The 25,393-nt window shown below is 45.0% G+C and carries 23 protein-coding genes; 2 read left to right on the forward strand and 21 right to left on the reverse strand.

The window, feature by feature from the left end; genetic code table 11:
- Positions 1 to 26: 26 nt before the first annotated feature.
- A complete protein-coding gene (locus D7Y06_RS14695; protein ID WP_158591380.1) occupies positions 27 to 2,804 on the reverse strand; it encodes an ATP-binding protein in 2,778 nt (925 codons plus the stop codon).
- A 77-nt stretch (positions 2,805 to 2,881) separates the two neighbouring features.
- Positions 2,882 to 4,597 carry a GGDEF domain-containing protein gene (locus tag D7Y06_RS14700; protein ID WP_120408530.1) on the reverse strand — a complete coding sequence of 572 codons (1,716 nt, stop codon included), beginning with the start codon at positions 4,595 to 4,597 and terminating at the stop codon, positions 2,882 to 2,884.
- Between the two features lie 206 nt (positions 4,598 to 4,803).
- Between D7Y06_RS14700 and D7Y06_RS14705 the strand changes: the two genes are divergently transcribed.
- Both D7Y06_RS14705 and D7Y06_RS14710 read left to right on the forward strand, forming a co-directional pair.
- On the forward strand, positions 4,804 to 6,045 hold the full coding sequence (locus D7Y06_RS14705; protein ID WP_120408531.1) for an extracellular solute-binding protein: 1,242 nt from the start codon (positions 4,804 to 4,806) through the stop codon (positions 6,043 to 6,045).
- A gap of 40 nt (positions 6,046 to 6,085) precedes the next feature.
- Positions 6,086 to 7,669 (forward strand): methyl-accepting chemotaxis protein, encoded by a 1,584-nt coding sequence (locus D7Y06_RS14710; protein ID WP_120408532.1) that lies wholly within the window; start codon positions 6,086 to 6,088, stop codon positions 7,667 to 7,669.
- Positions 7,670 to 7,887: 218 nt separating this feature from the next.
- Here the strand turns inward: D7Y06_RS14710 and D7Y06_RS14715 are convergent, their stop codons facing one another.
- The 19 genes from D7Y06_RS14715 to D7Y06_RS14805 form a co-directional block, all read right to left on the reverse strand.
- On the reverse strand, positions 7,888 to 9,294 hold the full coding sequence (locus D7Y06_RS14715) for an amidophosphoribosyltransferase (protein WP_120408533.1): 1,407 nt from the start codon (positions 9,292 to 9,294) through the stop codon (positions 7,888 to 7,890).
- Positions 9,295 to 9,403: 109 nt separating this feature from the next.
- Complete coding sequence (locus D7Y06_RS14720) at positions 9,404 to 9,715, reverse strand: hypothetical protein (protein WP_199714723.1); 312 nt, start codon at positions 9,713 to 9,715, stop codon at positions 9,404 to 9,406.
- A 143-nt stretch (positions 9,716 to 9,858) separates the two neighbouring features.
- The gene (locus D7Y06_RS14725; protein WP_120408534.1) at positions 9,859 to 11,703 is read right to left on the reverse strand and encodes a S8 family peptidase; all 1,845 of its coding nucleotides are present in this window, start codon (positions 11,701 to 11,703) and stop codon (positions 9,859 to 9,861) included.
- Between the two features lie 70 nt (positions 11,704 to 11,773).
- Positions 11,774 to 13,021 (reverse strand): excisionase, encoded by a 1,248-nt coding sequence (locus D7Y06_RS14730; RefSeq protein WP_120408535.1) that lies wholly within the window; start codon positions 13,019 to 13,021, stop codon positions 11,774 to 11,776.
- Positions 13,022 to 13,045: 24 nt separating this feature from the next.
- Positions 13,046 to 14,158 (reverse strand): CapA family protein, encoded by a 1,113-nt coding sequence (locus D7Y06_RS14735; RefSeq protein WP_158591381.1) that lies wholly within the window; start codon positions 14,156 to 14,158, stop codon positions 13,046 to 13,048.
- A gap of 55 nt (positions 14,159 to 14,213) precedes the next feature.
- The gene (locus tag D7Y06_RS14740; protein WP_120408537.1) at positions 14,214 to 15,209 is read right to left on the reverse strand and encodes an aldose epimerase family protein; all 996 of its coding nucleotides are present in this window, start codon (positions 15,207 to 15,209) and stop codon (positions 14,214 to 14,216) included.
- A gap of 66 nt (positions 15,210 to 15,275) precedes the next feature.
- Entirely contained in the window at positions 15,276 to 15,914 is a 639-nt protein-coding gene (locus tag D7Y06_RS14745) for an HAD family hydrolase (RefSeq protein ID WP_120408538.1), read from the reverse strand.
- Between the two features lie 11 nt (positions 15,915 to 15,925).
- Entirely contained in the window at positions 15,926 to 17,200 is a 1,275-nt protein-coding gene (gene purD, locus D7Y06_RS14750) for a phosphoribosylamine--glycine ligase (protein WP_120408539.1), read from the reverse strand.
- Between the two features lie 18 nt (positions 17,201 to 17,218).
- Entirely contained in the window at positions 17,219 to 17,845 is a 627-nt protein-coding gene (gene purN / locus D7Y06_RS14755; RefSeq protein ID WP_120408540.1) for a phosphoribosylglycinamide formyltransferase, read from the reverse strand.
- Positions 17,839 to 18,864 carry a phosphoribosylformylglycinamidine cyclo-ligase gene (gene purM, locus D7Y06_RS14760; protein WP_120408541.1) on the reverse strand — a complete coding sequence of 342 codons (1,026 nt, stop codon included), beginning with the start codon at positions 18,862 to 18,864 and terminating at the stop codon, positions 17,839 to 17,841. Before purM ends, purN begins: the two co-directional genes overlap by 7 nt.
- Before the next feature lie 12 nt (positions 18,865 to 18,876).
- Positions 18,877 to 19,380, reverse strand: a complete 504-nt coding sequence (gene purE / locus D7Y06_RS14765; RefSeq protein ID WP_120408542.1) for a 5-(carboxyamino)imidazole ribonucleotide mutase — start codon at positions 19,378 to 19,380, stop codon at positions 18,877 to 18,879.
- A 33-nt stretch (positions 19,381 to 19,413) separates the two neighbouring features.
- Positions 19,414 to 21,486, reverse strand: a complete 2,073-nt coding sequence (locus D7Y06_RS14770) for an aminopeptidase (protein WP_120408543.1) — start codon at positions 21,484 to 21,486, stop codon at positions 19,414 to 19,416.
- Between the two features lie 71 nt (positions 21,487 to 21,557).
- Positions 21,558 to 21,881, reverse strand: coding sequence for a DUF6142 family protein (locus D7Y06_RS14775; RefSeq protein ID WP_120408544.1), 324 nt, complete (start codon positions 21,879 to 21,881; stop codon positions 21,558 to 21,560).
- Positions 21,862 to 22,338, reverse strand: a complete 477-nt coding sequence (locus D7Y06_RS14780; RefSeq protein ID WP_243119336.1) for a VanZ family protein — start codon at positions 22,336 to 22,338, stop codon at positions 21,862 to 21,864. Before D7Y06_RS14780 ends, D7Y06_RS14775 begins: the two co-directional genes overlap by 20 nt.
- A 20-nt stretch (positions 22,339 to 22,358) precedes the next feature.
- Positions 22,359 to 23,036 (reverse strand): orotate phosphoribosyltransferase, encoded by a 678-nt coding sequence (pyrE, locus tag D7Y06_RS14785; RefSeq protein ID WP_120408545.1) that lies wholly within the window; start codon positions 23,034 to 23,036, stop codon positions 22,359 to 22,361.
- Between the two features lie 89 nt (positions 23,037 to 23,125).
- Entirely contained in the window at positions 23,126 to 24,283 is a 1,158-nt protein-coding gene (locus D7Y06_RS14790) for a tyrosine-type recombinase/integrase (RefSeq protein WP_120408546.1), read from the reverse strand.
- Positions 24,284 to 24,444: 161 nt separating this feature from the next.
- Positions 24,445 to 24,636, reverse strand: coding sequence for a helix-turn-helix domain-containing protein (locus D7Y06_RS14795; RefSeq protein ID WP_243119337.1), 192 nt, complete (start codon positions 24,634 to 24,636; stop codon positions 24,445 to 24,447).
- Between the two features lie 210 nt (positions 24,637 to 24,846).
- On the reverse strand, positions 24,847 to 25,086 hold the full coding sequence (locus D7Y06_RS14800; protein ID WP_147415675.1) for a hypothetical protein: 240 nt from the start codon (positions 25,084 to 25,086) through the stop codon (positions 24,847 to 24,849).
- Between the two features lie 53 nt (positions 25,087 to 25,139).
- Positions 25,140 to 25,393, reverse strand: a 254-nt coding sequence (locus D7Y06_RS14805; protein ID WP_207667352.1) for a hypothetical protein, incomplete at its 5' end; no start/stop codon positions are given.

Consider the following 25,393-nt stretch of genomic DNA (forward strand, 5'->3'; position numbering starts at 1 on the left):
CCAAGGTTTTTCCAAAATAAATATAGTTATTTTTCCTGTTTTTCTTCTGTGAGCCAATCCCGCAGGACACGGTCTATAATTTCAGGCTCTAAAGGCTTTGTGATATGTTCGTTCATCCCTGCGTCCATTGCCGCTTTTACATCTTCCGCAAAAGCATTTGCAGTCATGGCAATAATGGGAATTTTTGTCCCGTCAGGCCGTTTTAAGCTTCTGATTTCCCTGGTGGCCTCATGGCCGTCCATCACCGGCATCATCACATCCATAAATATGATGTGGAATGTCCCGGGAGCCGAATTTTTAAACAGTTCCACCGCCTCCTGCCCGTTGACGGCAAGGGTTACATCTATTCCCAGCTCCGTGAGGATATATTCCGCAATCTCCTGGTTCAGTTCATTGTCCTCCACAAGAAGCGCCCGTTTTCCTTTAATATCCACAGATACCTTTTCCTTATCCTCCTCAAAAAGCCGAGGAGGATTTCCTGCCTCCAGCGGGAGCACCACAGTAAAAACGCTGCCACGGCCCAGTTCGCTTTCTATGTGTATGGTTCCCCCCATGCCCTCCACCAGTTTTTTGGTGATAGTCATGCCAAGACCCGTACCCTGGTAATTTGTCCTGGCGCCGCCCTCCTCCTGGGTAAAAGGCTCGAAAATATGCTGCAGGTATTCGTCACTGATTCCAATACCTGTATCGGAAATCTCAAAACACATCTGCACCGTTTCTTTTTCCCGGGAAAGCTCATAACATTTTAACTTTACACTTCCCCCTGGCTTATTGTATTTTACTGCATTTCCCGCTATGTTTATGATGATCTGTTTGATATGGAGAGGGCTGCCCACAAAATATCCGCCGGAGAGCTTATCCGGCTCTTCAAACTCCATCGTCATTTTTACTTTCCGCTCCTCCGCCTGTCCTCCCATAATCGCAAAACAATTTTTCAAAAGTTCCCCCAGATGAAACTCTTCCCTGGTAAACTCCACGTTCCCGCTCTCCATCTTACTGATGTCCAGCACATCATTAATCAGGGATAGGAGATGATTGGCTGACGTCTTAATTTTTTCCCTGCAGTCCGCCTGCCGCTCCAAATCCTCAGGATTTCGCTCTGCAATATTAAGCATACCCATAATTCCATTTATGGGAGTCCGTATGTCATGAGACATGTGGGAGAGAAAATCCGTTTTTGCCTGATTGGCTTTCTCTGCATCCCTGATGGCCTGTCTCAGCTCCCCGTTCTTTTTTTCCAGAACAAGATAAGATTTTTTCCGCATTCCTGACACGACAAATCCAAAGGCCATAAATAATATAATTAAGAGGAAGGAGACGGCGATCACATTTTTGCTTTGGTACAGATAGTCCAATATATTATAACTTTCATAGGAGATATTCATATACTGGTTGATAATATCCTCCTTCTCATCCAGGGACACCATACCAAGAGCTTTATTCATCACTTCAAACCTCACCGGGTCCGACTCCCTGACAGCCGCCAGGGTGGTTCCCGACTGATATCTGTAATTATCCCACTCAATTAAATTGGAAAACCTTTCATTTTTTGACTGGTAGTTATATTCTATGGTATTTAAAAGGGTGATATCCGCCTCCCCCTTCTCCAGGGCATGAAGGCAGTCTTTTGCACTGTCCCGGTAAATCACATCCCCTGCGATTTCCAGCTTATCCGCCCAGTATGCGCGGCCCTTTGTGAGTACCAATGTTACCCCTTCTGTCAACACATAATCGTTTTTTGACACAATCACAGAATTGTAAGGCATAAATTCACAGGTGGTCACAACGGTTTCATCCCCTGCAAGCTGCATGCTGTTAGAGCCTGCGTAAAAATCAATTTCCCCCTCTAACAAAAGCTCTCTCCAGTAATGGTTCCTATCCAGTGGCACAAACTCTATGGGAATTCCGCTTCTCTCCGACACTTTCTTTAAAATTTGAATATAAATCCCGTCATATTCCCCCTGGCTGTTGATGTAGGCCAAGGGCCTTGTATTTTTGTAAAAGCCAATGCGGACCGTCTCCCCCTGGCTGATAAAATCCCTCTCCTCCATACCGAAGTTTTCCCTGCGGTTTCCATAATACCGGGTGATAAGTTCCTGCTCCAATGCCGGGTCATTTATTTTCAGGTTTTCAATCCCCCTGTTTAACTCATCCAACAGGGTATAGTTTCCCTTCCACGTGATATAGTAATAAGGGGCGTAAGCAAATTTCCCAATGAGACACTGTCCCTCCCATACCTCCGTTAAAGTGTGGGCGGCAATATCAATTTCCCCGGCTGCCAAAGCATCCTGCAGTTCCTTTGTAGTTCCGTACTCTAAGATTCTGGGGTTTTTGATTCCATTTCTGCGGATATAGTCTAAAAACTCCTCTTTGCGGACATAGCTTTCCACCACCCCGAATTTCATATCCCTCATAGTGTGAAAATCTTCAAAAGCCAGGCATTTGCCCTTATTTGTAAAGAGGCAGCCAAACGTATACCCGCTGGAAAGCGAGGCATAGTCAAAGGCCTCCGCCCTCTCTTTGGAATACTGGGCAGAGCCCACCAAATCCACTTCTTTTGCCTCCAGACGAGCCAGGGCCTCATTCCAGCTTTCGCACTCCACATATTCAATTTCCCATCCGGTAAAATTGCACAGCTCCTTTAGATAGTCCACATCCAGGCCCCCATACCCTTCTTTCTCTGAGTAGTTATGAAAGCCCTCCATGGGAAAGAACGCCACTTTTACTCTGCGGCTCTCCCGTCCCTGCACCGCCATACCAGGCTGTATAAGTACAAACAGCGCCTGCATTAATACAAATCCCAAGCAAAAATATTTTCTCCAACTTATTTTTTTTCTGTTCTCTGTTTTCATCATAAACTCCACACACGGCTTCCCTGGCCCTATCTTACATTTCCTGCCGCCATTTTCATTTCCTTTTTATTCTCATACATCCGGTTATCCGCCCTCTGGTACACTTTCTCTATCTCCTGCCCTGTCTCGTTTCCCAGGGCAAAACCACAGGCAATGGACAAATCCAAATCCGTTATCTGCTGATTTTTTCTCCGGACATTTTCCTGAAAACGCTCCATCAACTCTCTGATTATCTCCTGGTCAGAGGTATGTATCACGGAGATAAACTCGTCGCCCCCCATTCTGGCCACCACCCCGTAATCTTCAAAAGTCTCCGCCAGCACTTCCCCGGCACTTTTAATTAAAATATCACCTTTTCCGTGGCCGTAAGTGTCATTTACCATTTTCAAATTATTTACATCAAAGCAGAAAACCGCATAATCCGTAATTTTTTTCTCCTGGAGCTCCCTCATATGTTCCATGCAGTACCGACGGTTGTGAAGCTGTGTCAGCTCATCGGTATATGCGCTTTTAATCAGGGAATTCCGCTCTAAATCCTGCATCATCTTCCTGGTTATTTCTATATAAAATGAAATAAACAAAAGAATGATAAATCCCAGGACTCCAATGGATGACACCCCTTTCACCGCCATAAGGGAACTATCCCCCAGATATCTTTCCCAGACATATCCCGTAAGGTCATATCCGATACAAAATACAATCAGCACCACTCCCAGAAGATACAGCCTGTTTTGTGTCTTGCTCCCCCTGAAATTTAAAACCTCAACCACAAAGGAAAACAAAAGGCACAGCACCAACAGTACCACGATATACGGGAGCATGGCGGCGAGGTGGACAATGTCAAAGGTGTGCAGCGCCATTGCCGTCCCAAAGGCTAAAATATAGGTTATGAGAAGGATGCGGTACAGTATCCGGAAAACCTTTTTTCCAAGGCTTATTACGTCATCCCGAAGGTACAGCAGCAGTGGAAAAGGCGCCATGTAAAAAGCAATATGCTCCATAAGGGACATGGAGTAGAGAGGGATGGCAAACACAATCAGAACCCTGTAATAGCACACAGTCCAAAGCCCCATACACAGAGAAAAAACGGAAATGCACAAAAGCCTTACATACTTTCGTGAAAACACTATGGCAAAAATAGTCATAATACACACGGACAGTCCGAAAATAAAAAGAAAACCTCCGAAAAACAGGGGCAGCCTGTTTTCCGTCATAATTACCCGGTAGGCATTTTCCCAGGGGTAGATCTGGACAGAATCCAACTTTGTAAAAACTTTATCCTCCGCAAGATACATCTGGATTTTTAATGTCTTTCCCTTATATTCCTGTGGAAAATTTATTAACTGATATCCGCTTCCCACCGTTTTATGCTCATGGATCCTATCAAACCCGTACTCGTATATCAGTCCTTCATCCACATAGACCTCCAGCGCCGAATGTCTGATATAAAGCCTAAGTACAGCCTCTGTAAGTTCCCAGTCCTCCGGAAGCGTCCGCTCCATCACAATCCTGTCCCCGGTGTTTACTGCCGGAAAATGGAAAGCATCCAGGGAAACATTGTGAAACTTCTTATCATTTATGGCCACCTCCCAGCCGTCATCTAGGGAGATATGTTCCGATATTACATCATAATCTTTCGTTAAAAGCCTGTCTATCTGGGGCACCCACACAATAATGCTGGCCATGGCGTAAATAACCCAGGCTGCTTTTAACAGATTTTTAAAGGAAAACACATTTTTTCTCATCGCACAACCTCTTTTTGTCCCTTGCATACTCAAGGCAGTATCTGCCATATTTATTATATTGTCCCAATGCATAAATTGCAAGTTTTTCTAGGGATATCCTCATTCAAATTTTCCTGTGGAAATCAAGATTCCCAGTGAATATCACATTGCAAAAATGAATAAAAAATGTTATTATATATAAAATTATGCATTTTATGGAGAATGTTATGAAAAAGAAAATAAAAATATGGTTTCCGCCCCTTCTATTGGCCGCATTATTGTCCGGATGCCAAAGGGAAAATTCCAAACCCTTGGAAAAACCCCAGGCTCCCGATGCTGATTCGGTCAATCTCACTGTCTGGGGCGCCCAGGAAGACGAAGAACTTCTGGGAGAAATTATCCAGGATTTTAAAAATAAATACAGGGGACAAGCTGATTTTTCCATTACCTATGCGCCCCAGAGCGAAAGCACATGCACCAACAGCCTGATGGCAGATTTGGAAAACGGGGCGGACGTTTTTGCCTTTGCAGATGACCAGTTAAACACCCTGGTAGCCGCAGGTGCACTGGAACCAGTGGAAAATCCGGAAACCGTCAGGGAAGAAAACCTGCCGGAAGCCGTTTTGGCAGCATCTGTAAAAGATACCATCTATGCCCTTCCCCTGACGGCAGACAACGGATATTTTCTCTATTATGACAGCCGGTATTTCTCAGAGGAAGACATTTTATCCTGGGATAAAATGTTGGAAAAAGCTGCATCACTGAACAAAAAAGTCTCCATGGAGTGGTCTTCCGGATGGTATGTATACTCCCTTTTCGGCAACACCGGCCTGACCCTGGGATTAAATGACGACGGCATTACAAACTACTGTACCTGGAACAGCACGGAAGGGGATTTGAAAGGAACAGACGTGGCTAAGGCCATGGTGGACATGGCGGGCCACCCGGGATTTCTAAGCACCGACGACGCAGGATTCCTACAGGGTGTAAAAGACGGCACAATTATTGCAGGGGTAAACGGGGTATGGAATGCTGTGGCAGTGGAGGAAGCCTGGGGCGAAGGTTTCAAAGCGTCAAAACTTCCCTCCTACACCTGCGCCGGACAGCAGGTTCAGATGGCCTCCTTCTCCGGCTATAAGCTAATCGGGGTGAATGCATACTCGAAACAGAAAGAGTGGGCGGCAAAACTGGCCCAATGGATTGCCTGTGAGGAAAATCAGAAACTCCGCTTTCTCATGCGGGGCCAGGGCCCTTCTAACAAAAATGCTGCCGCCTGGGAAGAAGTACAGAATTCTCCGGCAATCACCGCACTGTTAAACCAGTCAGAATATTCCTGCCTCCAGCGCATCGGCGGCAACTTCTGGGAACCTGTGACTGCATTTACCTCAGAAATCCTCTCGGGAAATCCTAACGGAAAAGGACTTCAGGAACAGTTGGATGAACTGGTTGAGGCCGTCACAGCCCCATAAGAGCCCAAAATTTGCAGATACCAAAGGAGTACCGTCCCTTATGAAACACATAACCTTAAAACAACGTTTAATTATTCCTATCGCCCTTTTGGGCATAGTGGCGCTTTTATCTAATGTTCTTTTTATTTTTAATATAAGTAAAGTAAATGCCAATGCTTCCAACATTGCCGACAATTATATGGCGGGAAACAGCCGTCTTGCAGAAATATGCCAGTCCTCCATGAACATACATAAAATGGCTTTAAGCCACATCGTAGCCACCGATTATGATACTATGATTACCCTTGTGGGCCAGATAAAAGAAGAGGAGGCCCTTTTAGACGAAAAGCTGGCAGAATACAAACCTTATATCTCTTCTGAGGACAAAACTGACTACGACGCCCTCCTATCGGATTATGACTCTTTTAAACATGCCTTGGTGCGGCTTTTGTGTGCCAGCGCAAGCCACAAGACCCAGGATGCCTATGCCCTGGCCAACGGGGATGTTGCCCTTTACGCCAATGCCATGAAAGGCGACATCGATACCCTAAACGCCTCCATAAGCCAACAGACTTCCCTGGCTAGAAAACATCTCTCCATGGTATATCTCTTCTCCCTGGCCATGGGAATCTCCGCAATGCTTATCTGTATCTTCCTTGTCTTTGCAGATTTAAAACTGATTACAAAATATGTGGTAGTTCCTGTAAAAAGTATGATAAAAACTATCCGGGAAAGTTCCGGGCGCATCCACAATATGACAGGGGAAGTTTTAAAGAGAACCCGGGCTTCCAGAGGAAGCGCTTCCGGCTTGTCCTCCCTCGCAGGACAGCTCTCCTCCACCATACAGGAGGTGGCGGAGAATGTCTCCCACATCAATGAGAATGCAGAAAGCATTATGGGCGATGTGAATAATATGGCGGAGGAATGCAGCGCCATTACTGATTACACCATCCAAATGAATGACCGGGCCGGCATCATGCAAAAGTCCGCCCAAGACAGTGCAAGAATTACCGGTGCAAAAGCGGAACAGATTTTAAACTCTTTAAATGACGCCATAGAAAAAAGCAAAAGTGTGGAACAAATCAAAACCCTTACCGGGGAAATTCTTGCCATATCCCAACAGACCCAGTTAATCTCCTTAAACGCCTCTGTGGAGGCCGCCAATGCAGGGACTGCCGGCAAAGGATTTGCGGCGGTGGCCAGGGAAGTCCGTGACCTGGCCAGCTCCAGCCAGGAGACAGCCAGCCGGATCCAGGAAGTCAACAGCGTGGTCACTTCCGCCGTTTACAACCTATCGGAAAATGCCCAGCATCTTGTGGACTATATGAACCAGTCCGTACTTACGGAGTTTCAGGCCTTTGTAAAATCCGGCACCCAGTATAAAGAGGATGCTGCCTACATCCGCCGGGTCATGGATGAATTTCATGAGCAGACAGAACACTTAAAACACTCCATGTCAGGAATTGCCCGCTCCATCGGCACCATCACGGAGGCCATAAACCAGGGCGCCCACGGCATTGCCGGCGTTGCAGGAAACACAAAGAACCTTGCCCATGATATGGAAGATATCACACAGCGCATGGGCATTAACCAGGAAGTGGCAGATGGACTAGAAAAGGAAACCGTGGTATTTGATAATTTATAAATAATATATTTTATTTTAAATTGCAGGAGGAATGTCATGAATTTTCTTAGGAACCGAAAACTTGCTGTCCGCATCGGCATTATTACAACTGGAATAACTTTTATCGGTATGCTGTCCCTTTGGTAAATTGTGTCTACAAGAATTGCCGCAATGGTAGAAATATTATTACCAACCAGATGATTGATGCCGTGGAAAACAGTATTAAAGAAGCTTCCTTCCTATTCTTTCCCATTCCAGCAATAGGTACAGAGTTTACATTTATCTACCCCTGTGGCTTCCAACATATCATCCAGCCGGTTAAACCGCAGGGAGGTAAACCCCTGTTCCTTGCGCATTTCCTCCACCATTCTCTCATACTTTTCTGAATTGGGGTCGGCATACTCCGCCAAAATTTCTTCCGTCACATTTCCATTCTCCAGTTTATCAATCACCCGGCGGGAAAACAAATCCATATCCGAGGTAGAGCGGGAGAAATTCAAATATTTGCAGCCGTATAAAATGGGCGGGCAGGCAGGGCGGACATGAACCTCTGTTGCCCCGCTCTCATAAAGGAATTCCACCGTTTCCCGAAGCTGGGTTCCCCTTACGATAGAATCGTCAATTAAAATCATGCGCTTGTCCCAAATCAAATCCTTCACAGCCAAAAGTTTCATTTTTGCAATCAGGTCCCGCTTGCTCTGGATCGTGGGCATAAAAGACCTGGGCCATGTGGGGGTGTATTTGATAAAGGGCCTGGTGAATGGGATTCCCGATTCATTGGCATACCCGATGGCATGGGGAACGCCGGAATCCGGAACCCCTGCCACAATATCCGGTTTCACATCGTCTCTTAATGCCATTTTCCTGCCGCAGTGGTAACGCATCTGTTCCACATTCATCCCCTCATAAGAGCTGGCAGGATATCCGTAGTACACCCAGAGGAAGGTGCAGATTTTCATTTCCTTCCCAGGCTCACACAGGGAAACACAGTCCTTTTCCGTCACCAGGACAATTTCCCCAGGCCCTAACTCCTTATAATCTGAATATCCCAAATTATGGTAGGCAAAATTTTCAAAGGAAATACAAAAAGCCCCCTCCTTTTTGCCAATCACCACCGGAGTTCTGCCATACTTATCCCTCGCAGCATAAAGCCCGGCCTGATTCATGAGAATCAAGGACAGGGACCCTTCCACGGATTCCTGGGCATAGCGGATTCCTTCAATTAAATTTTCTTTCTGGTTAATGAGAGCCGCCACCAGTTCCGTAGCGTTGATTTCCCCGCCGCTTTGTTCCATAAAATGAGAATGGCCCCCGTCAAAAAGCTGCTGTATCAGCCTTTCGCTGTTATTAATTTTTCCCACCGTTGTAATGGCATAGGTGCCGTGATGGGAACGTATCATAAGGGGCTGGGGTTCGTAGTCCGAAATACAACCGATTCCATACCACCCTTTCATCTCGTTTACATCTTTGTCAAATTTCGTCCGAAAGGGAGCATTTTCAATATTGTGAATGGCACGGTTTATGCCGTTTTCCCCGTATACCGCCATGCCGCCCCGTCTCGTCCCCAAATGGGAATGATAGTCAATTCCAAAAAATAAATCAAATACGCAATCCTGTTTTGATGCAACTCCAAAAAAACCGCCCATGTGTTTATCCTCTTTTCTTTCAATTCAAAAAATATTATACATGGTTTCTGTGGCATTGTGCAACGTTTTACAGATATATTTTCACAAAATCCCCAAAAAAACGTAAGATTTACTCTTTTCGTTCCTTCCGTTTCTCTACAATCGGGCAAAAATCCTCCTTTGCCGTCTCATATTTAGAGGGATCCCTTAAGATTGCCGATGGATGGTATGTGGCAGTCAGCGTTTCATTAATAATCTCACCCTCGTCTAATGCAATCTGCGCATCATACTCAAACAACCTGACAGTCATTCGCCCATTCGGCAGGCTGCTCTCACACTCCAAATGATATTTCTTCTTTTTCTTTCCATAGATTATAAAATTAGTATCTGTTATTCTTTCCCTGTCTGCTGCATCCTGTTGGTCAATAAAACGCTCCATCATATATATTTCCCATACAATTTACATTTTTCATATCTCATATGTTTATTTCATACGATTTAGCCTAAACTAACACATAATAAGCACTTTATTCAACACCATACATGAAAAATAAAGTGCTTATTATCCCAAAAACCGCCCCAATTCTACCCCGGCAGACTTCCCGCTACACACAGCACGCCCCACCCCACCTGAGGGTTAGGATACACATCAAAAGCCGGAAGCTCCCTTACCCCCCGTAAAAGATAAGCCTTTAACTTCTCCCCGTACAAAAAAACGTCCCGTCCATCCACAATTCCATACTGCATCAAAAGAGCTGCGCTTCCTGTAACAAAGGGCGCCGCCATGGAAGTCCCGCTTCTTGCCACGTACCCTCCTCCCGGGGAGGCGGACATAATATCTACCCCGGGGGCTGCCAAATCAGGCTTCGCCTGGTTGGTCCACGCCGTAAATCCCCTGCCGGAAAAAGGCGCCGCGCTGTCTGTCCGGGAGTCGTAGGCCCCCACGCTGATCACTCTGTCAGCTGTGGAGGGAATAGTTAAAGTACGAGTTTCCGAAGGGTAGGGAAAGCCTGTGCTATCGTTTAAGGTTCCCCCGGAAGGCAGCCAGAAATCATAGGTACCTTCTAAAATCCTCCCCGCAGTAAGCTTAAACTTCCACAGCCCGGAGGGAACATAATTTTCCCTGGGAATAAAATCAATATAAATTTCCTGATAGATGCTGTAAGGGGAAGGCTCTCCGTAGTAAACCAAAAGCCTTAAAGCGTCAAAGTCCGCCCGCAGGGTTCCCTGGCCTAAAAGAACCCCGGTGCTTTTCCCATTAGGTAGAAAAATCTCCAGGCGGATGTCGTCCTGATAACGCTTCCACATCTGGACATTCAGCCTTGCCTCAAAGCTGCTGACGGAAAGTTCCACCTCTTTTGTTTCCCCGGAAGACATTCTTCCCGTATAATGTTTGTTGCCTGCCCCCTCATTTCCGGTTCCCACCACGATACTGCACTGGTGATGGTTGGACATATCATTTAAAAACGTTTCAATTAAACTGCTACCGCTGTGGGAGCCGTAATTATTTCCAAAACTTAGATTGATGGCAAGAGGTTTCCTTAGCCGCTCCGCCTCCCGGATACAAAAGTCCACCGCCGTCATCAGTTCCGTGGTTTTGGGAAATCCCTCCTCCCCGGAACTGCCAAGCTTTACCACTAAAAGTTCCGACTCATAGGCCACCCCCCGGTATCTCCCCATGGAAGCCCTGCCAAGGCCTGCCGCAATCCCTGCCACATGGGTACCGTGGCCGCTTATATCCCTGCTTGGCACAACCTTCTGTCTGTCCCGCTCATTTTTCTGGGACAGGGCCTGATTTAACATATCTTTGGTAAAAAGGACACCTCTGCCATAGGGTTCCGGAGGTTCATAGGTAATATTCCCATTTACTTCCGTCCTCGTATCGTTAAGCCTTCCGGCGTCCAGAGTCTGGTCCCAGAGTTCTAATATCCTGGTGGTATTGTCGGGATAGGTAAAATCCGGGTGGGCGTAGTCGATGCCGCTGTCGATTACCGCCACCAAAACCCCTTTCCCTGTAAGGTTTAAAGTGCCCTCCACCCCGATATCCCCGCTTCCTGTCTGGGGAGACTGCACCTGGGTAATACAGGAGGCCCTTTTTGCCGCATTTACAGCAAAAAAGAGCCTCTTTGGTTTTTCCATATAAATAATATTTGTAAGCTTTGACACCGGCTCCACCAGAGCTTGTGGCAATGTTAAAATGGCATAGGACTGATTCAAAGGTACAATCCGAATCTGCTGCATAAACGGCTCCCCTGCACTCTCCCCAAGGACCATGATTTGCTCCAAACCATCTGCGGTGTGCTTTACAATCACTTCCCAAGTATTTGAGACAGAAGAATAGCCCACGTTTAAATTCAGGGACTTCTGTCTCTCCTCCTCCGTTGCACTAAGGGCCAGGTCTAAAAGATTTTCCATTTTTCCGTTGGTCATATTTTTGTCCTAAAAAAGTACTTGTTTTATCCTATGCAGACAAGGGGTAAAACAGAACAAACCCGGCCGCCTATTTTCGGTGTTTTAAACTGCCGCTGTAGGCTATGTTCTCAGCCACGTCATTTTTCGTGCTGTCCACAAATATCCGGCTTTTCCCTTTTCGTACAATTTCTTCCAGCATCTCTATCCTCCCCGAAAGTGCTCTGCACAAAGCGCTGCACCTTGCCCCGTCAATGAAAAGTGAATCCCCGATAATCTCCCTGAATTCTTCATCGATTCCTTTCAGGGCTGAAAAATCCAGCCAGCTAAAATCCGTCACCAGTTTTATTTGCTCTGTATGGCTGTTTTTAAAAGGTTTACAGATTACATTTGCCTTGGCATGTATCATAGGCAGGGGCTTATCAAACCAAAGAGATGTGCCGCTGTCGTATATTGGCGCCATCCCCAGAAATTCCAGAGTATCCGCCCTTCTCACCGCCCCAAAATTATTCAGATGCCTGTCCTCATTTGCAATGATAAAATCCAACACCAGCATACGGTTTACGGCACACTCTGCACCCCTGATTCCAAACTTATTACAGCAATCCAGATAATGGCGGTACAGGGATACATGATTTGGCTTTTTTGATGTCTGTAATAAATGCCAGGCAGAAATCAGCTCCGTATCCTCTGTAATAAAATCTTCACACAGGCTGTAAGGATAATCTTCCTCTGTAATCAGGGCATAGGAAACATGGGAAATTCTCAGCCTGTCCATAATACGGCTGGCCAGAACCTCGTTATAGGGCTCCTGCCAGGCAGCTCCGCTCCCCCCTTTTATCAGGCACCGTTTCCCCTCTATGATTTTCCATTTCTTTTTCAGCCAGCCGTCCGATGTATTATCCGGAGACATAAGGCTGACTGCTTCCGAAACTTCCCCTTTTCCAAACAGAATATTACCCACATCCTCCGAAAAAGGATTTTGAAAAAAGTTCACCTTTTCCCATAAAAGTCCGGAACCGGCAGGCCGAATCCAATACTGATCCGAAAGGCTAAGCCCCAGAGACTTTTCTAATAAAAGACATGTATCGGAGATTTTTAACTCCATCAACGCTTCCCGAATCCCCATACGGCTGGCGGGAATTGACCTCCCCCTCCACCATTCGTTGAAGGCTTTGCGGTCAACTGTTCCGCTTTTTACCGGAATTCCCACCGGAACATGTGCTGCTTCCCAGACAGGGCCCACAGAAAAAACGGCACCGGAAACTGTATCCAGCTCTATGTCAGCAACGGGAATATTTTTATGCATTAACATATATTTTTTTAACCAATCTGCCATTTTTCCACCCCCCAAAAACCGTTTTTATTGGGCCAATACCCCCCCGTCTTCAATCCGTACCCCGGAAGAAAGCCCTTCCAGGTAAGAAAAAAATTCCTCCCTGTTTTCATATTCTGCGGTTTTTGCCCTGGCAGCACAGGCAGGAATCAGTGAAATCTCACGTCTGCCCTCAGTGCTTTTTAATTTTACCAGCATGGTCTTTTCAATATTCTGGTTAAAAATATAATTTCCCAGGCTGTAAAAAATCATGCTGCCGTTGTAATTCTCAATCCCCTGCAGGCAGTGGGAATGGCTGCCCAGAACAAGATCCGCCCCGGCGTCCGCATAAGCGTGGGCCAGATAGGTCTGATGGTCTGTAAGCTCCGTGGTATGTTCCATCCCCCAGTGGACATAGACAATCACATAATCGCAGCTCTCCTTTGCCTTTTTTATAGCCTCCACCAGGGCTGTCTCATCATAGGTGGTAAACACCCCTGGCTGGCGGTTTTCAATATTCCACTCCGGCACGGGAATCACCCGGGAGGCAGAGAGAATGCCAAAAGTCTCCCCGTTAAACGCATAAGTCTTAAAGGCGGATGCCTCCTCCTTTGTGGTTCCCGCCCCCACATAGGCAATCCCCGTCTGCTCTAAAGTCACAAAAGTTTCTTTCAGACAGTCTGTGCCGTAATCTAAGACATGGTTGTTGGCAAGGCTTACAATATCCACTCCCATATCTTCAAAGACAGATACATAAAAGGGATTTACCTGGAAGGTATACTGCTTATCCTCCATAGGCGTACCCACGGTGCCAAAAGGAAACTCTTCGTTTACCATACAGAGATTGGCGTTTTGCATTTCTAAGAGAAGCCCCGGGGAAAGCACACCTTCAATGCCCTCCCTGTCATAATTGGCTGCCACATGGCGGCTGAGATACACATCCCCGGCAAAGACAAGAACACTTTCCCTATCCTCCTGTTCCTCTGTAACAGTTTCCTCCAAAGGTACACTTTCTCCCTGGGTATCCCCTACCACTACTTCCCCCACAATATCCTCTTTTGGGAGTGTCTCTTCCTCTTTTTCTTTCTCCTGCCCTGCTTCCTCCTCCTTCTGGTGTTTCTCCTTTTTTTCCAGATAAAAAACTCCGGTAAAAATAAGCATCCCGGCAAAACACACCAGAAGAAGTGAAAAGACAGGGCCTGTTTTTTTCATCATATTAATCTATAGAAAACTGATATACCGTCCTTGTACGGTAAGTCTCTCCTGCTTTTAAAATCGGTGACTCAAATGTCGGGTTGTTCACAGCATCCGGACAATACTGGGATTCCAGGCAGAAACCATGGCGGTCGTCATAGGCGCACCCTCCTTTTCCTACCTGTTTCTTGATAAAGTTCCCTGCATAAAACTGTACTGCCGGGGCGTCTGTGTAAGCCTTCATATGTATGCCGGTATCTTCGCTTACGGCTTCCGCCATTAGCCTATATCCCTTTCCGTCTACAATGAAATTGTGATCGTAGCCGCCGCCGAATTTTAACTGCTCATCTTCGGCGTCAATCTCTTTTCCGATTGCTTTAAATTCCGTAAAATCCATAGGCGTACCCTTCACATCCCGGAGTTCTCCCGTGGGAATCAACGTCCCGTCCACAGGGGTAAACTTGCTGCTGTAAAGCTTCAGCTTCTGGTTTACCATAGTTCCGCTGTCGTGCCCCCCCAGGTTAAAGTAACTGTGGTTGGTGAAATTTGCCACGGTATCCTTGTCTGAAACCGCCTCATAGTCAATGCTAAGAGCATTGTCCTCCCCTATGGCATAAGTCACTTTAGCTGTCATGGTCCCGGGAAATCCCTGCTCCAAATCCTTGCTGACACTAGAAAGGGTCACACTGTTTTCTGTCTCTTTTTCCACTTCCCATTCCTTATAACACAGTCCCTTTGACCCGCTGTGCAGATTGTTTTCCCCGTCATTTTTTTCTAAAAGATACTCTGTCCCGTTTAACGTGAATTTCCCATTCTTAATACGGTTCCCGTTTCTTCCCACGGTAGCCCCAAAATAGGTGGTGTGGTTTAAATAATCCGCCGGATTGTCATATCCCAGCACAAGATCCTTTTCCACACCGTTTTTGTCCTTAAAAAACAGGGAAACCAAAGTTGCCCCCAAAGTGCAGACTTCTGCCCGCATCCCCTTGCTGTTTGCAATCATAACTTTTCTTTCCATTTTACCAATCTCCTTTTCCTTTTAAATTCCGTTTATCCCTGCATCAAAATTATTATTTTACTCGATTCATTCAAACACCCGGTAAACCGCCTGGGGAAGTTCCCCGAATTCCCGGATAGAAGGAACGCTTTCCTCTATCGTCCCAAATCCGTAAGACGCATGGATAAATTTCACCCCGGCCTTTTTGCTGGAATCATAATCCCCCTGGATATCCCCCACGTAGACGGCGTCATCCAGCTGGTTTCTAAGGGCCAAAAGAGCAATATTGCTCCCCTTATCCTTTTTCGTCCTGCCAAAACATTCCGTGTCCAAAAAATATTTGAAAAAATCATAATACTTTAAAAATGCTTCTATATAACCGTCCTGGCAGTTGCTGACGATGTATAGGGGATATTTCCGGGATAACTCTTGTAAGGTTTCTTCCACTTTGGGGTACAAAACCCCGCCGTGCCTGCCCAGATATTCATTTTCATAATCACAGCACTTATCCATTAAAAGATTTGCCCCCTCTTCTCCCAAATCGAAAAAGAGCATTTTTGCAATCTCCGCCATGGTATGTCCCATTACATTCTGGATATCCTCCACGGTAACGCTTAAGGCATTATCCGTCTCATAGGAAATCACCTCATCCCAGGACCTAGCCACATTTTCTGAGGAATCCCACAGGGTTCCGTCCATATCAAATATAATTCCTTTTTTCATGATTCCTCTGCTCTCTATGCCTCGTCAATGGCTTTGCCAATATCATGGCGCATATACTTATTTTCAAAAGAAATCCATTCTGTGGCATTGTAGGCATTTTTCCTGGCCTCTTTTAAATCCGCACCCTTTGCGGTAATACCAAGGACCCGTCCACCGTTTGTGACAATCTCCCCTGCCTCGTTTTGCTTTGTCCCGGCATGGAAACAGTAATAGCCCTCTTTTCCCTTAAAATTTTCTTCCCCGGTAATCTTTTTCCCCTTCTCATAAGAGACAGGATACCCCTGGGAAGCCAGAACCACGCACACAGCCGCATTGTCCTCAAACTGTAAATCTACCGTATCCAAGGTACCCTCCACACAGGCCTCCATCACATCTATCATGTCGTTTTTCATCCTGGGGAGCACCACCTGGGCCTCCGGGTCTCCAAACCTGGCATTGTACTCTAAGACTTTTGGCCCCTCTTCTGTCAGCATCAGGCCGAAGAAAATCACGCCGCAAAAAGGCCTGCCCTCCGCCGCCATAGCGTCCACGGTTTTCTGGTAAATATGCTCTTTACAAAAGGCATCCACCTCTTTTGTGTAGAAAGGACTGGGGGAAAAGGTTCCCATCCCACCGGTGTTTAGGCCCGTATCCCCGTCCCCGGCCCGCTTGTGGTCCTGGGCGGAGGACATAATCTTTATGGTTTTTCCGTCCACAAAGGAGAGAACAGAAACTTCCCGCCCTGTCATAAACTCCTCCACTACCATATGTTTTCCGGCGTCGCCAAATTTTTTGTCCTCCATGATCTCTTTCACCCCGGCTTTGGCCTCCTCTAAAGTATTGCAGATAAGCACCCCTTTTCCAAGGGCAAGGCCATCGGCTTTTAATACAATGGGCATCTTGGCACTTTCCAGATATTCTAAAGCCTTTTTTGCATCGTCAAATACTTCATAGGCGGCTGTGGGAATATGATACTTTTTCATCAAATCCTTGGAAAATGCCTTGGAGCCTTCCAGGATTGCTGCATTTTTCCTGGGACCGAACACTTTAAGACCCCTTGCCTCAAACACGTCCACAACGCCCCCCACCAGGGGATCGTCCATGCCGATGATGGTAAAGTCAATGTTATGTTCCTCTGCAAAATCCGCCAGTTTTTCAAATTCCATAGCACCGATAGGTACGCACTCTGCCACCTGTCCGATTCCCCCGTTTCCCGGGGCGCAGTAAATTTTTTCCACCCGGCTGCTCTTTGCCACGCTCATGGCAATAGCGTGTTCCCTGCCGCCGCTTCCTACGATCAATACCTTCATATATTCCTCCTGTATCCTCTACTGGGCAATCCTTACCCTGCCGTTTTCCACTGAAACTTTTTCCTGGGCAATCAGGTCAATGGCTTGGGGGAGAATCTTCCACTCCGCCTCCTCCATCACCCTGCGCTGCAAAATCTCCGGCGTATCTCCATCTTTTACCTCCACTGCCTTCTGCAGGAGAATGGGCCCGGTATCTGTCCCAGCATCCACAAAATGCACAGTGGCCCCTGTAACCTTTACCCCCCGGCTAAGAGCCGCCTCATGGACTTTTAAGCCGTAATATCCCTTTCCGCAGAAAGACGGAATCAGGGAAGGATGGATATTGATGATCCGGTTTTCGTATTTTTTTGTCATTTCCTCCGGCAAAACCACTAAAAATCCTGCCAGCACCACCAAATCCACCTGGCAGGAATCTAATTTTTCCAGGAAAACCCTGTTAAATTCCGCCCTGTCTGAAAAATCCTTCGGGGAAATACAAATGTTTTTTATTCCCTTTTTTTCTGCCCGCTCTAAGGCATAGGCATTTTTATTATTGCTGATAACCACGGAAATTTCCGTGTTCTTTATACTGCCGTTTTCCACGGAATCTATAATAGCCTGAAGGTTCGTCCCGCCCCCGGAGACTAAAACTCCGATTTTCAGCATAACGTAACCCCTTTCTCTCCGTTCTCAATTTTTCCCACGATATAAGGGGTATCCCCGGCACGTTTTGCAGCTTCCATGGTGGTATCCACATCTTCGGTGGATACCGCAAGCACCATGCCAAGCCCCATGTTATATGTATTGTACATCATTTTTTCATCAATATTCCCTTCCCTTGCCAACATGGAAAAAATAGGCGGGATGGGGTAACTGTTTTTCTCGATCACTGCACGTTTATTTTCCGGCAGCATCCTGGGAATATTCTCATAAAATCCCCCTCCGGTGATATGGCTGCAACCCCGCACTTTTACCCCTGCGTCTTTGATTTCCTTTAATGCCTTCACATAAATTCTGGTAGGGGTTAAAAGGGTCTCCCCAAGGGTTGCCCCCAGTTCTTCATGGTAGGTATTTAACACCTCTTTTTCCATGGCAAACACGTTCCGGACCAGGGAAAAACCGTTGGAGTGGACGCCGGTGCTTGCAAGCCCGATTAGCACATCACCCTCTTTGATGTTCTCCCCGGTAATCAGCTCCTTTTCGTCACAAAGGCCCACGGCAAATCCTGCCAGATCATACTCATCCTCCGGCATAAGCCCGGGGTGCTCCGCCGTCTCACCGCCGATAAGGGCTGCGCCGGACTGCTTACAGCCCTCCGCCACTCCTTTTACAATGGATGCGATTTTTTCCGGGAAATTTTTTCCGCATGCAATATAGTCCAGGAAAAACAAAGGCTCTCCCCCTGCACAGGCCACATCATTGACGCACATCGCTACGCAGTCAATGCCGATGGTGTCATGCTTGTCCAAAAGAAACGCCAATTTAATCTTCGTCCCCACGCCGTCTGTACCGGACAGGAGTATAGGTTTTTCCATGGCTTTCACTTTCTCTAAGGAAAATGCCCCGGAAAAACCTCCAAGGCCCCCTAATACCTCCGGGCGCATGGTTTCTTTTACATATTTTTTCATTAACTCCACGGATTTGTATCCGGCTTCAATATCCACACCTGCTTTTTTGTAATCCATTGCTTTCTCCTTTTATTTGTAATTTTTATATCCCTGCTCCTGTAACTTTTTGTCTTTCGCCTGTACCTGCTCTTTTAATTCTTTTGAGTAAGTTTTTAATTTCTCCAAAAGCTCCCCGTCGCTTGTGGCAAGGATTTTTGCAGCTAAAAGCCCTGCGTTTGCCCCGCCGTTAATGGCAACGGTTGCCACGGGAATCCCTGTGGGCATCTGTACAATGGAGTACAGGGAATCCCTGCCCCCTAAAGATGTTGTGTGCATGGGGATTCCAATCACCGGCATAGGGAAAATTGCCGCGCACATCCCAGGAAGATGGGCTGCCATCCCCGCCCCTGCAATAATTACTTTAAATCCCTTCTCCTCTGCAGTTTTTGCATATTCAAAAAACACATCCGGCTCCCTGTGGGCGGAGATAATGGTCATCTCATAATCAATGCCCAACTGTTCTAAAATATCCGCCGCTTTTGCCATTACCGGCATATCTGAGTCGCTTCCCATTACAATTCCTACTTTTGCCATATTTCCTCCATTCCGGGCAAAGCCCTCTGTATCTTATAAAAAAGGTTTGTTTAATTCCTCTGTTCCGGGAATTACAAATTTTCCCTCCCGGATAATGTCCACAGACGTTCCGTCTGCCCGCACTGCCGTAATACTCCCCAGTTCGTCATAGGGTATGGTAATATCCGTATGGCAGTTAAAATATGCCTTGGACATATCCTCTTTTCTTAAAACAGAGACAGAATTGTCCCTTGCGATAATCTCTTTTCCGTCCGGGTTAAACACCGGCACGTCTTCAGCGTGGGAATAACAGGTGTCCCCCACTGCAAAATGGGGCCCGGTTTTCTCCGCAATCAGGATAGGCAGTTTATCCTCTATCCCATAATCCCTGGCCATGCGGTACGCCGTGGTATTCGTCCCAATGGCAAACTCCCCTAATGGCAAGGTGTCATGCTGCTGCAAGAGATTTTCATATAAAAACCTGTGGTTTTCTTCCTCTGTGTCAAAATTGGTGCAGGTGTAGGAGGTGATTTTTCCCTCCTCAAAATCCACTTCCAGGTTCTGATACAAAAGCCCTGCCAGATACACTTTTGTCACATGGAGCTTTCCCTTTGTCCCCTCTAAAACCGGGGAGGTAAACACTTCTCCCACAGGAATATTTACATCTGCCACGCAGTTTTCAAAAGCTGTTTCTTTTTCCGGATTTTCTATGGGATGAATCTTTACCCACAAATCTGTCCTGTTGTCTCCGGCACCTGTGATATGGACTCTCTCTGCCTTGTCCAAAATATCAATGATTTTTTGCTGCATATCCTGGTAACTCATATAGTCTAAAGTATTGATTTTTACCGTTTCCTTAAAAATCTCCTGAAACTTTTCCCCAATGGCAGGAATGGGGTAGGCGATAATTGTAAAACTCCTCTCATCCCCGGGGATATACAGATTTGCCATCTGGCCCATGCGGCTCATCTGGTACACATTCAGTTCATTTTGTTCCGGGGTATACTTCCCTGCCTCCGGCTTTATCTCCGGTTCAAATGGCACTTCCCCGAAAATTTCAGTTACTGCAGGCCCCGCATGTACCTTTGCCTGGTTCTTATATTTTTCATAGGCGGCCTTCATAGACTCAAGGTGGCGTTCCACATATGCCTTGTCCAAATAAAACCGTTTATCCCCCTTGTGGTCAAAATCATACTGCCTGTTTACGGAAACTCCATAGCAGCCCCGCTGTCCCCGAAGCCCCCTGGCAAAAGAGGACACCGGATTTCTGTAAACCGTGGATTTTAACCCCAGTTTTTCAAAATTGGCAATGGCTTTTCTTATCACCCGCTCAAAGCCTATGGGAAATTCTAAGCACACCGTATCTTTTGCATTTAAATCCTTTCCGATATGCGCATAGCCGATACGAAATCCCTCCGTCATAGTATCCGCCATGGACTGGACTTCCTCTTCCGTAAGGGTATTTAAATACTGAAAAAGCCCCAGTTCATTTTCTCCGATATATTCCCCGTACAGGTACAGATATCTTTTATCCCTCAAATCTGAGTCCAAAATAATCCGGGTAAAAAAATCATATTCCGGCTCCACCATATCCCGCACTTTATCCTCTGCGAAAATCTCACTGTAATCGTGGAAAAACCAGTAGATAATATTTAAAATTTCTTTTTCCTCCGGCTCTTCCTCCGACTCAAAACAGTTGTAAATTTCCACAAAAAGCTCACAGAGAATTGCCATATTCATTTTTCTGCCCTCAAAGGCATATCCAATCATAGCCCTAAGCTCTGCATATAAAAAACAAAGGGTTGGGCCGAATTTTTCTCCTAGAATCTTTACCGCCGTTTTGGGGTTGCCGTAACTCTTCTCATAATTTTCGGGAAAAAGGTCTAAAAAAAGCCTGCGGTTTGTCTCCTCACATTCTTTGTCACTGCGGCTTTTTAACGTCCCCCCCTCCCACTGGCCTAAGACTTTATCCGTCAGTGCGATAAACTCCGCCGTCTTTGTAAAATAGTCTTGATATTTTTCCATTGCGCTTTGCTCAGCGGGTATTTTTTTAATCCGCTCTATCATAAGTTCATAGCGCAGGGACGCTTCTTTATTTGACTCTAAAAACAATTCCTGATAAGCCATAGATTTGTTTTCATCCTCCTGTTTTATATTTATCCATCACTTCTGATTTTTCTCTTATTTTCATCTTAATCCTATACAAAAAAACCTGCCGCATAAATCGTTCCCCAGGCAAATGTTGCAACAAAAGAGAGGATTACCGCAGCCACCGGGATTCCCTTAAAAGAATCTTCCTCCCCAAGGCTTTTTATCCCCCAGGCAAATGCCACCGCTGAGAGCACCATCATAAGAAAACCTGCACTTCCCAGATAAACATTTCCATTTCCTTCATGACAAAAAGAATCAAACACCACATAACCCATTACCGCCATAGAAACTACTGACAGAAAACAGGAACGGATTCCCCGCCTGGAATGCGTCTTCTTTGTAAATTTAAAATTATTTTTTTTCCGCCTCATTTTTCTTTCTCCAGATTATACAAAAAAGCCAGTACAGGACATATCCAAACAATCCCCCCAGGGTGTTTAAAATCACATCATCCACATCCAAAATGCCCACTTTTCCCACCAGTTGTATCACTTCCACACACAAACTAAACTCCATGCTAAAGAGCACCGTGAGGAAAAAATTCCTGCACTTTTGAAACAGCACCGGGAGGAAAACGCCGAAGGGGATAAACGCCACCACATTCCCCACCAAATTCAGCAGCACCGACCAGAAATTTAAGGTGTTCCTGTAAGTCCAAAACCGCTTAATTTCCTGAAAGGGGATGAGATTATAATGATACGTCCGGTCTGCAAAATTCCTGTCTAAATTCTCTGCAAAAAAGAGAAAATAGCACAACATTGCCACATAAGCTGCAAATAAGAGAATTTCTATCTTGTGAAGTAATTTCTTTTTTTTCTTTTCCTCCAAGATACTCTCCTTATACCATTCTACTTCACTCCATACTCTTTATAGTATTCATCGATAGCTTTTTTTAATTCGTCATCAATGAGAATTTTTCCCTGGCAGGGCTTATTGTAGAGATGCTCTACAACCTCCTCCATGGTCACGATAGCCCTGGCGTTAAATCCATATTTCTCTTTGATTTCATCCAAAGCACCCATTTTCCCGGAAAGCCCCACTTCCATGCGGTTTAAGGAAACCATAAGCCCTTTGATCTCCACCTTTCCCTGGGCTGTAATAATGGGAAATGTCTCCTCAATGGATTTTCCGGAGGTGGTCACATCCTCAATGATAACTACCTTATCCCCGTCTTTTATCTTACTCCCCAATAAAATTCCTGCATCCCCGTGGTCTTTTTCCTCTTTCCGGTTGGAACAGTAGCGTATTTCTTTCCCGTAAAGCTTGGAAAAGGCAATCACCGTGGCCACGGAAAGGGGAATCCCCTTGTATGCAGGCCCGAAGAGCACATCAAAATCATCCCCAAAATTATCATGGATGGCTTTTGCGTAATACTCCCCTAATCTCATTAACTGTGAGCCCGTCACATATGCCCCCGCATTCATAAAAAAGGGGGATTTCCTGCCGCTTTTTAATGTAAACTCCCCAAATTTCAGCACATTGCTTTCCACCATAAATTCAATAAATTCCTGTTTATACTGCTCCATTCTGCTAAATCCTCCTTATTTTAAGCCGTTTTCGGATATCTGTATTTCAAATTTTTCTGTTACTGTGCCACTTTTGTGCCAATTCTATTTTACCCTGTCCTTAACGCTTTCTCATACTGTTCCATACCTTTGAACAGGGAATCTTTTGTGACATGCATATATAAGTCTGTCGTAAGCTGTAACTGTGTATGGCCTAACAGAGCCGATACTGTTTTTAATGGCACTTCCGCTTCTAAACATCTTGTAGCAAAAGTATGTCTCAGGGAATGGGGGGTGAATTTTTCAAATGCTAGGTCTGGATTGCTCTTATGTATCCTTTTTAAAGTACCATTTATACATTCAGCAATAAGAAATTGTGTTGTAGGCCTATTATTCTTAGTTACAAACACTAGATTCTCATACCCTTCCAATGGTTCTTTCCCGCTATTAAAAAGATTCTGCTTTATAAAATATTGCTGCCTTAACGCTTCTGCCGCTTTTATTGTCAAAGGAATGTCACGTAACCCTTTGTTCGTTTTTGTTGGGTGTAGTTCAAAAACGTATTTATTTTCTAAATTTGAGAAATATGTCATAGAGTGCCTGACATGCACTATTTTGTTGTGGAAATCAATATCCTCCCATTGAAGTCCTGCGAGTTCGCCTACCCGCATTCCGGTTTCCAAGGCCACAACAAATAAGTTGTAATAAAATGTATTTTTCGCTTCAGCAAGGAATATTTCTGTCTCCTCTTTGGACAAAACCCTTCTTTCCTTTTTTTCTTCCTTCGTGATATCAGTAACTATTTGCTTTGCAACGTTTTTGACTACTAAGTCTGATGCCACCGCCTTTTCCAGCATATCCACCAATATCTTTTTGCTGTTCTTTCGTTCATTATCCGTCCGCAGATTATTGATGGCATCCTGCATCACAACCAGATTTAATTTATTCAGCTTTCTCCATCCCAACGCTTCTTTTACACGTTTATAATGTCTGGCATAAGTCTCTTTTGTATTATTCCTGCAATTTTTCTTACAAGTATCCAGCCATTTCTCATACCATTCATCCAATGTCATGTTTGTATCAACCACATTGGTTTCTCTTTCATCGGCATACTGGGCTTCCCTCATCTTCTTCTGAATCCCATTATAAGACTTATCGTATATGACTTGTCTTTTGCCAAATCTGTTTGTAAAACGTGCCTGGTATATTCCATCCTCCCTCTGGCGAATCCCTTTTCCCAGTTCTTTACCTTTTAACGATTTACCCATATCCACCAATCCTTTCTGATTTGTACAGCAAACCAAAAGATAAGCATAGATATACTATTTAAGTATATCACCAAATCTTCCCACTTTCAACTTACAAACCGAAAAATATGTTTCTATACATTAATCTAAACATCACACTAACATAACATTTATCTATAAATTCACACAGTTTCTTTGTCAATCCATGCATCCAATTTTTTCTTATTGGCATACCAACGGTTCCCAATCTGCACACCAAAACCATTATGTCCTCTTAAAAGTTCTCTTGCTTTTGTCTGCCCAATTCCTAAATAATCACACAATTCTTTAATACTTAATAATGCTTTTCTTTCTGTCATTGATGTTTTTGTCATCACTATATATCTTCACACTCCAAATTATTTTTATATGATCAGTATATCCAGTAGCATGATGCAAATTACTGTCTATGGTCAATGCTGATTTTTCATTATAGCAAGAGTAGGACACGGTATTTTTACCGCATCCTACTTAATAATAATCATATCCTTTTGCAGCAGGCTTTATTTTCCCGCCAAGCTAAAGCAATACCCTTGTCCTTTCTTTCAAAACATCTTCATGCATTTTACTTCATAGATCATCTTTTTATATTTCATCTTCATATCACGTAATTCATCAATCAGTTTCTTATATTCTTCATACATATTATTTGATAACTCTAACTGCTCATTCAATTTATCCAAATCATACAAAGACAATTCCTGTTTTAACGCTTCATTTTCTTTTCTCAGAGATTCATTGATTCTTTTTAAGCTCTTATTCCTTCTCTCTAATAAATTGAACATATTTCCTCCATTAAAATTAGGAGAGTGCATTACACACTCTCCTGTAGTAGATTTTACCTGTATAACCTTCCACTACCAATGCCTTTACCTAATAACTTAGATGAAACAACTTCTGTAACACATCTTGTAGTCTTACCATCTTTACACATTGCATTTCTTATTGTCTGCTCTACGTTATCTGCAAAATCTTTGGCATCTATTACATTTGGCAATGAAATATCTCCAAACTTAATGTCAATATTATTCTCCATATTCCTCGTAACCTCCGGCATATTGACAGTCGGAGACTGGATATTCCACAAAGCTG

The sequence above is a fragment of the Roseburia sp. 1XD42-69 genome, assembly GCF_003612565.1.
Classification (GTDB): domain Bacteria; phylum Bacillota; class Clostridia; order Lachnospirales; family Lachnospiraceae; genus Roseburia_B.

What these genes read in the sequence shown, in the direction of transcription:
- D7Y06_RS14700 (WP_120408530.1), bottom strand. Translation starts at nt 4,597, where the DNA reads ATGAGAAAAAATGTGTTTTCCTTTAAAAATCTGTTAAAAGCAGCCTGG.
- D7Y06_RS14705 (WP_120408531.1), top strand. Translation starts at nt 4,804, where the DNA reads ATGAAAAAGAAAATAAAAATATGGTTTCCGCCCCTTCTATTGGCCGCA.
- D7Y06_RS14710 (WP_120408532.1), top strand. Translation starts at nt 6,086, where the DNA reads ATGAAACACATAACCTTAAAACAACGTTTAATTATTCCTATCGCCCTT.
- D7Y06_RS14715 (WP_120408533.1), bottom strand. Translation starts at nt 9,294, where the DNA reads ATGGGCGGTTTTTTTGGAGTTGCATCAAAACAGGATTGCGTATTTGAT.
- D7Y06_RS14720 (WP_199714723.1), bottom strand. Translation starts at nt 9,715, where the DNA reads ATGATGGAGCGTTTTATTGACCAACAGGATGCAGCAGACAGGGAAAGA.
- D7Y06_RS14725 (WP_120408534.1), bottom strand. Translation starts at nt 11,703, where the DNA reads ATGACCAACGGAAAAATGGAAAATCTTTTAGACCTGGCCCTTAGTGCA.
- D7Y06_RS14730 (WP_120408535.1), bottom strand. Translation starts at nt 13,021, where the DNA reads ATGGCAGATTGGTTAAAAAAATATATGTTAATGCATAAAAATATTCCC.
- D7Y06_RS14735 (WP_158591381.1), bottom strand. Translation starts at nt 14,158, where the DNA reads ATGCTTATTTTTACCGGAGTTTTTTATCTGGAAAAAAAGGAGAAACAC.
- D7Y06_RS14740 (WP_120408537.1), bottom strand. Translation starts at nt 15,209, where the DNA reads ATGGAAAGAAAAGTTATGATTGCAAACAGCAAGGGGATGCGGGCAGAA.
- purD (WP_120408539.1), bottom strand. Translation starts at nt 17,200, where the DNA reads ATGAAGGTATTGATCGTAGGAAGCGGCGGCAGGGAACACGCTATTGCC.
- purN (WP_120408540.1), bottom strand. Translation starts at nt 17,845, where the DNA reads ATGCTGAAAATCGGAGTTTTAGTCTCCGGGGGCGGGACGAACCTTCAG.
- purM (WP_120408541.1), bottom strand. Translation starts at nt 18,864, where the DNA reads ATGGATTACAAAAAAGCAGGTGTGGATATTGAAGCCGGATACAAATCC.
- purE (WP_120408542.1), bottom strand. Translation starts at nt 19,380, where the DNA reads ATGGCAAAAGTAGGAATTGTAATGGGAAGCGACTCAGATATGCCGGTA.
- D7Y06_RS14770 (WP_120408543.1), bottom strand. Translation starts at nt 21,486, where the DNA reads ATGGCTTATCAGGAATTGTTTTTAGAGTCAAATAAAGAAGCGTCCCTG.
- D7Y06_RS14775 (WP_120408544.1), bottom strand. Translation starts at nt 21,881, where the DNA reads ATGAGGCGGAAAAAAAATAATTTTAAATTTACAAAGAAGACGCATTCC.
- pyrE (WP_120408545.1), bottom strand. Translation starts at nt 23,036, where the DNA reads ATGGAGCAGTATAAACAGGAATTTATTGAATTTATGGTGGAAAGCAAT.
- D7Y06_RS14790 (WP_120408546.1), bottom strand. Translation starts at nt 24,283, where the DNA reads ATGGGTAAATCGTTAAAAGGTAAAGAACTGGGAAAAGGGATTCGCCAG.
- D7Y06_RS14795 (WP_243119337.1), bottom strand. Translation starts at nt 24,636, where the DNA reads ATGACAAAAACATCAATGACAGAAAGAAAAGCATTATTAAGTATTAAA.
- D7Y06_RS14800 (WP_147415675.1), bottom strand. Translation starts at nt 25,086, where the DNA reads ATGTTCAATTTATTAGAGAGAAGGAATAAGAGCTTAAAAAGAATCAAT.